This is a genomic window from Actinomadura sediminis, from assembly GCF_042675525.1.
GTDB lineage: Bacteria > Actinomycetota > Actinomycetes > Streptosporangiales > Streptosporangiaceae > Spirillospora > Spirillospora sediminis.
Window position 1 is genome coordinate 158,271 of the sequence record NZ_JBHTJA010000004.1, and the last position, 8,817, is coordinate 167,087.

Here is an 8,817-nt window from a genome sequence, read left to right on the forward strand (position 1 = left end):
GAGATGAAGACGAGCACGGCCGGGACGCCCGGCACCGGGGCCCGCACCGAGCCGACCGCCCGGGACCGCGCGACGGCGTTCGCCGTGCAGCACTGGCGCCTGCTGCTGCTGGGCGTCCTGCTGCTGGTGGCGCTGCGGGCGCCGTTCGAGCTGGTCCCCTTCCGGGTGTTCCAGTTGACGATGGTGATGGTGTACGCGGTCGCGCTGATCGGGCTGAACCTGCTGGTCGGCCACGCGGGGCAGATCTCCCTCGGGCACGGCGCGTTCTTCGCCGTCGGCGCCTACGGGACGGCCGCGATGATGTACCACTGGGACGTCCCTTACCTGCTGACGTTCCCGCTCGCGGCCGCGCTGACGTTCGCGATCGGGCTGGCGCTGGGCGTGCCCGCCACCCGGCTGCGGGGGCTCTACCTGGCGCTCGTCACCCTCGCCATCGCGATCTTCCTGGTGCCGCTGCTCAAGCGGTTCGAGTCGGTGACCGGCGGGTCGATGGGGCTGACGCTGGAGAAGCCCGCACCGCCGTCGTGGACCGGCCTCGCCCCCGACCAGTGGCTGTACTTCCTCGCGCTCGCCGGGACGGTCCTGGCGTTCGCGATCGTGCGGTTCCTGCTCCGCTCCCGGGTGGGCCGCGCGCTGCACTCCGTCCGCGACAACGAGACGGCCGCCGAGGTCATGGGCGTGAAGCCCGCGTCGTACAAGCGGCTCGCGTTCGCGTGGAGCGCGATGTTCGCGGGCGCCGCGGGCTGCCTCTACACGTGGACGATCGGGTTCGTCTCGCCCGACTCGTTCACCGTCAACCTGTCGATCACGCTGCTCGCCGCGATCGTGGTGGGCGGCCTCGGGTCGGCCGCGGGACCGCTGCTCGGCGGGCTGTTCATGATGTTCGTGCCGAGCCTCTCCCAGGACATCAACGAGGCGGCGCCGGGGGTCATCTTCGGCCTGCTGATCATCGCGGTGATGTACCTCGCCCCGTCCGGCCTGGCGGGGCTGCCGGGGCGCGTCGCGCCGTGGACGACCGACAAGATCCTCCGGAAGAGGTGACGCGAATGCGTCGAACGATGGGACGGACGGCCGCGATGTCGGCGGCCGCACTGCTGCTGGCGTCCGCCGCGGCCTGCGGCGGCCGGGACGAGGGCGGCGGCGGGAGCACCGCCGAGGGCGCGTGCGAGGGCCAGCAGACCACCGGGATCACCGACGAGACGATCAAGCTGGGCGGCATCTACCCGCTGTCGGGCCCGGCCTCCGCGTACGGCGCCATCCCGAAGGGCATCAAGGCGTACTTCGACTACGTCAACGCCGAGAAGGACGGCATCGACGGGCGCACCGTCGAGTTCATCGTGCGCGACGACGGCTACCAGCCGCCGAAGGCCGTGGAGGAGGCGCGCCGCCTCGTCGAGCAGGAGCAGGTGTTCGCGCTGTTCCAGACCCTCGGCACCCCGTCGACCACCGCGACCTGGGACTACGCGAACCAGCGCAAGGTGCCGCAGGTGTTCGTGGCGACCGGCGCCTCCAAGTGGGGCACCGACGGCGAGCACCCGTGGACGATCGGCTGGCAGCCGAACTACATCTCCGAGGCGCGCGTGTACGCGCAGTACCTCAAGCAGGAGAAGCCGAACGCGAAGGTCGCCGTCCTGTTCCAGAACGACGACTTCGGCGAGGACCTCCTCGGCGGCTTCAAGAAGGCCATCGAGGGCAGCGGCATCACGATCGTCCAGGAGGAGAGCTACGAGGTCTCCGACCCGAGCGTCGAACCGCAGATGCGCGACCTCGCCGGGTCGGGCGCGGACGTCTTCCTCAACGTGACGACGCCGAAGTTCGGCTCGCAGGCCCTCGCCGCCGACGCGAAGATCCGCGACTGGAACCCGCTGCACATCGTCAACAACGTCGCCGCGTCCGTCACCGTGCTCGAGCCCGTCGGGTTCGACAACGTCCAGGGCGTCGTGTCCGCCACGTACTACAAGGACCCGAACGACCCACAGTGGGCGGACGACGCCGAGATGAAGCTGTACCGGGAGAAGCTGAAGCAGTACGTGCCGAACGCGGACCCGGCCGTCCCGTACCACGCGTTCGGCTGGGCCGTCGCGAGCAGCTTCCACAAGACGATGGAGGCGGCGGAGTGCAAGACCCGCGAGGGCCTGCGCGACTCGATGCGCAACCTCGCGGACGTCGAGGTCCCGATGCTGCTGCCCGGCGTGACGATGCAGACCGGCGAGGGCGACGGCTTCCCCATCGAGTCGATGCAGATGATGCGCTTCGAGGGCGAGCGCTGGCACCTGTTCGGCGACGTCATCGACACCCGCAAGGCCTTCGGCCCCGTCCAGCACCCGTGACGCCCGCGGGCCCGGCCGCCCCCGCCGGCGGCCGGGCCCCCGCCGAGTGCAGCGGGCGGAAATGTATGGCGACAGGCAAACCGGCGGGTTATGTTCTCCGCCGTTCCAGTCGATTTCTGTTCTAGGTCTGCACAGATCGGCCCAGGTCCGCAATGTCCGACGGGACGCGCATCTCCGAGGGCGTCTACGTCGACCTCCCGCCTCAGTAGCCGCGGCGGCTCGAGCCGGTGCCCCGCGTCCGTCCCGGCTCCGGACGGGCGCGGGGCGCCGGCGCGCACGGCTCGTCAGCGCTCGTGTCCCGGGAGGGGTGTGAGGAGGAGGTCGAGCATGCGTTCGTCCTGGTCGGGGGCACCCGGGGGTGCGGGGACGAGGTAGCCGCCGACCCATGCGCGGAGCATGAGCTGCGCGCGCAGGCGGGCGTCGTCCGGGGCGAAGCCGAGGTCGCGCAGGCAGGCGGCGATGTGGCCGAGGAGGGCGCGGTCGGCGTGCCGGACGGCCTCCTCGGCGGCGGGCTCGCGCCGCGCCCACAGCCGCATCGCGCGGTCGACGGGGGCGATCTCGCGGCCGAGCGCCTGCACGCGGCGCAGCCGCTCGCGCGGGTCGGCGGTGGTGCCGAGCGCGAGCCCGAGCATCTCGTCCGTCCGCTCGTGCGCCCACCGGTCGAACAGGGCGCGCACCAGCTCGGTGCGGTCCTTGAAGTGCCAGTAGAAGCTGCCCTTGGTGACGCCCAGCCGGGACGCGAGCGCGTTGATCGTCACGCCGCGCTCGCCGGTGCGCGCCAGCTCCCCGTACGCGGCCTCGATCCAGTCCCGCCGGGACGCCTTCGTGCGGGCCGTCATCGTGCTCCCCCGATCGTTCGCTCGGCTACACGAGGTTGACCGGGCCGGTGTCCAGGCCGAGCTCGAGCTTTCCGTAGAGCGCGTAGGACGCGTCCGGGTCGAACACCACGTGCCCGGAGATCGTATTCACATCCCGCTGCGCCCGCTGGAACGGCGAGTCGGTGAACTGGGTGCTCGCCCCGGACGCCCCGCACAGGTCGTTCACGACGCGGCGGGCGGTCGCGACGACGTGCGCCGCGGCGAGCCGGGCGCGGGCGCGCCGCCGCAGGTCCGCGGCGTCCGCGCCGGACGCGGCGCGCAGCGCGTCGTCGAGGAGGAGCCGGGCGGCCCGCAGGTCGGCGGTCGCGGCGGCGAGCCGGATCTGGCCGCTCATCAGGTCGCGCTGCCGCTCGCCCGTGTACGCCGTCACCCGGCCCGCCATGCGCTCGCGGAACCGGGCGAGCAGCCCCTCCGCCGCCCCGAGGACGGGCGCCGCGCCGGCCAGCGCGAACACCGGGACCAGCGGCGTCCGGTACACGGCTCCGGGGTGGACGCGCGCGCCGGGGGAGCGGCCCTCGGCGAGTTCGGCGAGGGGCACGGAGCGATGCGCGGGAACGAACGCGCCCGCCACCTCGATGTCGTTGCTGCCGGTGCCGCGCATGCCGCTGGTGTGCCAGACGTCGTGGACGGTGACGTCCGCGCGCGGCAGCAGGAACAGGCGCGGCTCGATCGCGTCGCCGGCGGTGACGAGCGCCGTCACCATCACGTGGTCGGCGTGCATCGCCCCGCTGCCCCACGACCAGCGGCCGGTGACGGTGTGGCCGCCGCCGGCGGGTTCCGCGGTGCCGCTCGGCGCGAGCGTGCAGGGGATCAGCGCGTACGGGCGTTCGGCCCACACTTCCGCCTGCGCCTCCTCGGGGAACAGCGCGACCATCCAGTTGTGCAGCGTGAAGACGGCCGCCAGCCAGCCGGTGGACGCGCAGGCCGCACCGGCCTCGCGGCACGCGGCGGCCATCGTGCCGAAGCCCAGCCCGGCGCCGCCGAACCTCGTCGGGACGAGCGTGCCGAACAGGCCGGTCGCGGCCAGGTCGGCGATCGTCTCGTCGGGCAGCCGACGCGCCTCCTCGGCGGCGCGGGCGCGGTCGGCCAGCGTGGGCGCCAGGTCGCGCACGCGGGCGATGACATCGTCTCCGTACCCCATGGTACGGAACCATACCGTCTGGTATGGACGTCGTCCATGCCCGTTCTCCGGCGTCGTGGCCCCGGATGCCTTGACGCCGCCGTATGTTACCGGTCACAGTGGCATCCGGCAGGGAGAAAGGGGACGGTGTGGGGGCAGACGCGTATGCGGTGGGGGTGGACTTCGGGACGCTGTCCGGACGGGCCGTCGTGGTGCGGGTCGCGGACGGGGCCGAGCTCGGGAGCGCGGTCCACGAGTACGCCCACGGCGTGATCGAGGAACGGCTGCCCGGCGGCGGGCCGCGCCTCCCGCCGGACTGGGCGCTGCAATCCCCGGAGGACTGGCGCGACGTCCTGCGGACCGCGGTCCCGGAGGCGCTGGACGCCGCGGGCGTGGACCCCGCGGACGTCGTCGGCATCGGCACCGACTTCACCGCCTGCACCGTGCTGCCGGCGGCCGCCGACGGGACGCCGCTGTGCGAGCGGCACCCCGACCGGCCGCACGCCTGGCCCAAGCTGTGGAAGCACCACGCCGCCCAGCCGCACGCCGACCGGATCAACGCGCTCGCCGCCGAGCGGGGCGAGCCCTGGCTCGCCCGGTACGGCGGCAAGATCTCCTCCGAGTGGGAGTGGGCCAAGGGCCTGCAGGTCCTCGAAGAGGACCCCGAGACGTACGCGGCGGCCGAACGGTGGATCGAGGCCGCGGACTGGATCGTCTGGCAGCTCACCGGCACCGAGTCCCGCAACGTCTGCACCGCCGGGTACAAGGGCATCCACCAGGACGGCTCGTACCCCTCCGCCGAGTTCGCCGCCGCCCTCAACCCGGGCTTCGCGGGCTTCACCGGCAAGCTCGGGCACGACCTCGCCCCCCTCGGCGGGAGGGCGGGCCGGCTGAGCGCCGAGGCCGCCGGATGGACGGGCCTCCCCGAGGGCGTCGCGGTGGCCGTCGGGAACGTCGACGCGCACGTCACGGCCGCCGCGGCGGACGCCGTCCGGCCCGGCCGGATGGTCGCGATCATGGGCACCTCGACCTGCCACGTCATGGCGTCCGACCGGCTCGCCGAGGTACCGGGCATGTGCGGGGTGGTGCGCGACGGGATCGTCCCCGGGCTGTGGGGGTACGAGGCGGGCCAGTCGGGCGTCGGCGACATCTTCGGCTGGTTCGCCGAGACGTCCGTGCCCGCGTCGTACGCCCGCGAGGCGGACGCCCGGGGGATGAGCGCGCACGAGTACCTCACCTCGCTCGCCGAACGGCAGAACGTCGGGGAGCACGGGCTCGTCGCGCTCGACTGGCACAACGGCAACCGGTCGGTGCTCGTCGACCACGACCTGTCCGGGGTGCTCGTCGGGCAGACGCTCGCGACCCGGCCGGAGGACGTCTACCGGGCGCTCATCGAGGCGACCGCGTTCGGCGCCCGGACGATCGTCGAGACGTTCGAGGCGTCCGGGGTGCCGGTCGAGGAGTTCGTCGTCGCGGGCGGGCTGCTCGGCAACCGGTTCCTCATGCAGGTGTACGCCGACGTGCTCCGCCGCCCCCTGTCGGCGATCGGCTCCGGCCAGGGGCCGGCGCTCGGCGCGGCGATCCACGCCGCCGTCGCCGCGGGCGCCCACCCCGACATCACCGCCGCGGCGGCGGCGATGGGCAAGCGGATCCCGGACGCGTTCGTCCCCGACCCCGCCCGCGCCGACGCCTACGACCGGCTGTACGCCGAGTACCGCCGGCTGCACGACCACTTCGCGGACGGCGCCGTCCTGCACCGTCTGCGCGCGATCAGGAACGAGGCCGCCCGATGACGGACGAAGAACTCCGGGAGATCGTCTGCCGCCTGCACACCGAGCTCGTCCGCAACGACCTGGTGGCGTGGACGGCGGGGAACGTGTCGGGACGGCTGCCCGGCGGCGACCGGTTCGCCATCAAGCCCAGCGGGGTGTCGTACGACGACCTGACGCCCGAGTCGATCGTCGTGTGCGACCTCGACGGGAACCGGGTCGAGGGGGAGCTGTCGCCGTCCAGCGACACCGCGGCGCACGCCTACGTGTACCGGCACATGCCGGACGTGAACGGGGTCGTGCACACGCATTCGACCTACGCGTCGGCGTGGGCGGCGCGCGGGGAGCCGATCCCGTGCGTGCTGACGGCGATGGCCGACGAGTTCGGCGGCGAGATCCCGGTCGGGCCGTTCGCGCTGATCGGCGGCGAGGACATCGGCCGCGGCGTCGTCGACACCCTGAAGGGGCACCGGTCGACGGCGGTGCTGATGCGCAACCACGGGGTCTTCACGGTCGGGGACTCCCCGAAGGCCGCCGTGAAGGCGGCGGTGATGTGCGAGGACGTCGCCCGCACCGTGCACGTGTCCCGGCAGCTCGGCGAGCCGCTGCCGATCGCGCAGGCCGACGTCGACAGCCTGTACGACCGCTACCAGAACGTCTACGGGCAGAGGAGCGCGCGATGACGGCATGGTTCCTGACCGGCAGCCAGGGCCTGTACGGCGAGGAGACGCTGCGGCAGGTCGCCGGGCAGTCCAGGCGGATCGCGGACGGGCTCCCGATCGACGTCGAGTGGAAGCCGGTGCTCACGGACGCGGCGTCCATCCGCCGCGTCATGCTGGAGGCGAACGCGGACGACGCGTGCACCGGCGTGATCGCGTGGATGCACACGTTCTCCCCGGCGAAGATGTGGATCGCGGGGCTGGACGCGCTGCGCAAGCCGCTGCTGCACCTGCACACGCAGGCGAACGTGGAGCTGCCGTGGAGCTCCATCGACATGGACTTCATGAACCTCAACCAGGCCGCGCACGGCGACCGCGAGTTCGCGCACGTCCAGACCCGGCTCGGCGTCGCCCGCAAGACCGTCGCGGGGCACGTCGCCGATCCGGCGGTGGCGTCCCGGATCGAGGCGTGGGCGCGGGCCGCCGCCGGGGCCGCCGCGCTGCGCACGATGCGGCTCGCCCGGTTCGGCGACAACATGCGCGACGTCGCGGTGACCGAGGGCGACAAGGTCGAGGCGCAGCTCCGGTTCGGCGTCTCGGTCAACACCTACGCCGTGAACGACCTGGTGGCGGCGGTCGACGCGGCCGCCGACGCCGACGTGGCGGCCCTGGCCGCCGAGTACGAGGACGCCTACGACGTCGTCCCGGAGCTCCGCGCGGGCGGAGATCGGCACGCGTCGCTGCGGTACGCCGCCCGCATCGAGCTGGGCCTGCGCGGGTTCCTCGCCGACGGCGGGTTCACGGCCTTCACCACCAACTTCGAGGACCTCGGCGGGCTCCGCCAGCTCCCCGGCCTGGCCGTCCAGCGGCTCATGGCGGACGGGTACGGGTTCGGCGGCGAGGGCGACTGGAAGACGTCCGCGCTGCTGCGGGCCCTCAAGACGATGGCGCCCGGCGGCGGGACCTCGTTCATGGAGGACTACACCTACAACCTGGTGCCGGGGGAGGAGCTGATCCTCGGCGCGCACATGCTCGAGGTCTGCCCCTCGATCGCCGCGGGAACGCCGTCCTGCGAGATCCACCCGCTCGGCATCGGCGGCCGCGAGGACCCCGTGCGGCTCGTGTTCGACGCCGAGCCGGGGCCCGGGATCGTCGTGGGCCTCGCCGACCTCGGCGACCGGTTCCGGCTGGTCGCGAACGAGATCGACGTGGTCGTCCCGCCGCCGCTGCCGAACCTGCCGGTGGCACGGGCGGTGTGGCGCCCGCGCCCCGACCTGACGACGTCCACCGAGTCGTGGCTCACCGCGGGCGGCCCGCACCACACCGTCCTGTCCACGGCGGTGGGCGCCGAGGAACTCGCCGACCTGGCCGACATGCTCGGCGTCGAACTCGTCACCATCGACGCCGACACGACCACGGCCCGGTTCGCCAAGGAGCTCCGCTGGAACCAGGCGTACCACCGCCTTGCCCAGGGGTTCTGACGCCGGACGCGCCGGGGCCGCCGCGGCCCCGGCGCGCTCTCCCCCGCGGACGCCGATGCCGCCAACCCGAGTACGCCCGGTCCGCGGAGATGAGTATCCGTACTCAGCCGCCCGGGAACCGCCGGGACGACCATGGACGGATGACGAAGCGAATCGCGGCCGAGACGGCGGCCTTCCTCCTCCTGGCCGTGGCGGCCGCCGCCAACTGGGCCGCCTGGCTCGGCTGGGACCAGCACCGCGACGTGCACCCCGACGGTCACGAGACCGGCCCCTACCAGCCGTGGCAGGTGGCGGGCCTGATCCTGGTCCTCGTCGCGCTGACCGCCGCCGCGGCGGCCTACCGCCACCCCGTCACCGCCGTCGCCGCGCCCGTCCTCGGCACCATGACCGCGCTGTGCGCCGACTGGTCCGACGACTCCACGGGACTCTGGGCGGTCGGCGCCCTGATGGCGTTCGCCGGCCTCTTCACCGGTGCGGTCGTCGCCACCGCCGTGGTCCGCGTGGTGCGCGACCGGCGGTCCGGCGCCGCCGCGGCGTGACCGCCCGGCGCGCCGCGCGTCCGGGTCACGGCCGCCGGGCC

At 73.6% G+C, this 8,817-nt stretch carries 8 protein-coding genes; 6 read left to right on the top strand and 2 right to left on the bottom strand.

Going from position 1 to position 8,817, the window contains the following annotated elements; genetic code table 11:
• Nucleotides 1-3: 3 nt before the first annotated feature.
• Together ACFQ11_RS04540 and ACFQ11_RS04545 are read left to right on the top strand one after the other, a co-directional pair.
• Nucleotides 4-1,041, top strand: a complete 1,038-nt coding sequence (locus tag ACFQ11_RS04540; RefSeq protein WP_378296511.1) for a branched-chain amino acid ABC transporter permease — start codon at nucleotides 4-6, stop codon at nucleotides 1,039-1,041.
• 5 nt (nucleotides 1,042-1,046) lie between these two features.
• Complete coding sequence (locus ACFQ11_RS04545; RefSeq protein ID WP_378296513.1) at nucleotides 1,047-2,330, top strand: ABC transporter substrate-binding protein; 1,284 nt, start codon at nucleotides 1,047-1,049, stop codon at nucleotides 2,328-2,330.
• A gap of 284 nt (nucleotides 2,331-2,614) precedes the next feature.
• Here ACFQ11_RS04545 and ACFQ11_RS04550 read toward each other — a convergent pair whose 3' ends face one another.
• Nucleotides 2,615-3,169, bottom strand: coding sequence for a TetR/AcrR family transcriptional regulator (locus ACFQ11_RS04550; protein ID WP_378296514.1), 555 nt, complete (start codon nucleotides 3,167-3,169; stop codon nucleotides 2,615-2,617).
• Nucleotides 3,170-3,194: 25 nt separating this feature from the next.
• Nucleotides 3,195-4,349 carry an acyl-CoA dehydrogenase family protein gene (locus tag ACFQ11_RS04555; RefSeq protein WP_378296515.1) on the bottom strand — a complete coding sequence of 385 codons (1,155 nt, stop codon included), beginning with the start codon at nucleotides 4,347-4,349 and terminating at the stop codon, nucleotides 3,195-3,197.
• Between the two features lie 83 nt (nucleotides 4,350-4,432).
• Here ACFQ11_RS04555 and araB point away from each other — a divergent pair, with 83 nt between their 5' ends.
• The 4 genes from araB to ACFQ11_RS04575 all read left to right on the top strand — a co-directional run bounded on the left by araB (nucleotide 4,433) and on the right by ACFQ11_RS04575 (nucleotide 8,776).
• A complete protein-coding gene (araB, locus tag ACFQ11_RS04560) occupies nucleotides 4,433-6,121 on the top strand; it encodes a ribulokinase (RefSeq protein WP_378296516.1) in 1,689 nt (562 codons plus the stop codon).
• A complete protein-coding gene (locus ACFQ11_RS04565) occupies nucleotides 6,118-6,780 on the top strand; it encodes an L-ribulose-5-phosphate 4-epimerase (protein ID WP_378296517.1) in 663 nt (220 codons plus the stop codon). The genes araB and ACFQ11_RS04565 overlap by 4 nt, the downstream gene beginning before the upstream one ends.
• Nucleotides 6,777-8,237, top strand: a complete 1,461-nt coding sequence (gene araA / locus ACFQ11_RS04570) for an L-arabinose isomerase (RefSeq protein ID WP_378296518.1) — start codon at nucleotides 6,777-6,779, stop codon at nucleotides 8,235-8,237. Before ACFQ11_RS04565 ends, araA begins: the two co-directional genes overlap by 4 nt.
• A gap of 140 nt (nucleotides 8,238-8,377) precedes the next feature.
• Nucleotides 8,378-8,776, top strand: coding sequence for a hypothetical protein (locus tag ACFQ11_RS04575; protein ID WP_378296520.1), 399 nt, complete (start codon nucleotides 8,378-8,380; stop codon nucleotides 8,774-8,776).
• The last annotated feature ends 41 nt before the right edge of the window (nucleotides 8,777-8,817 follow it).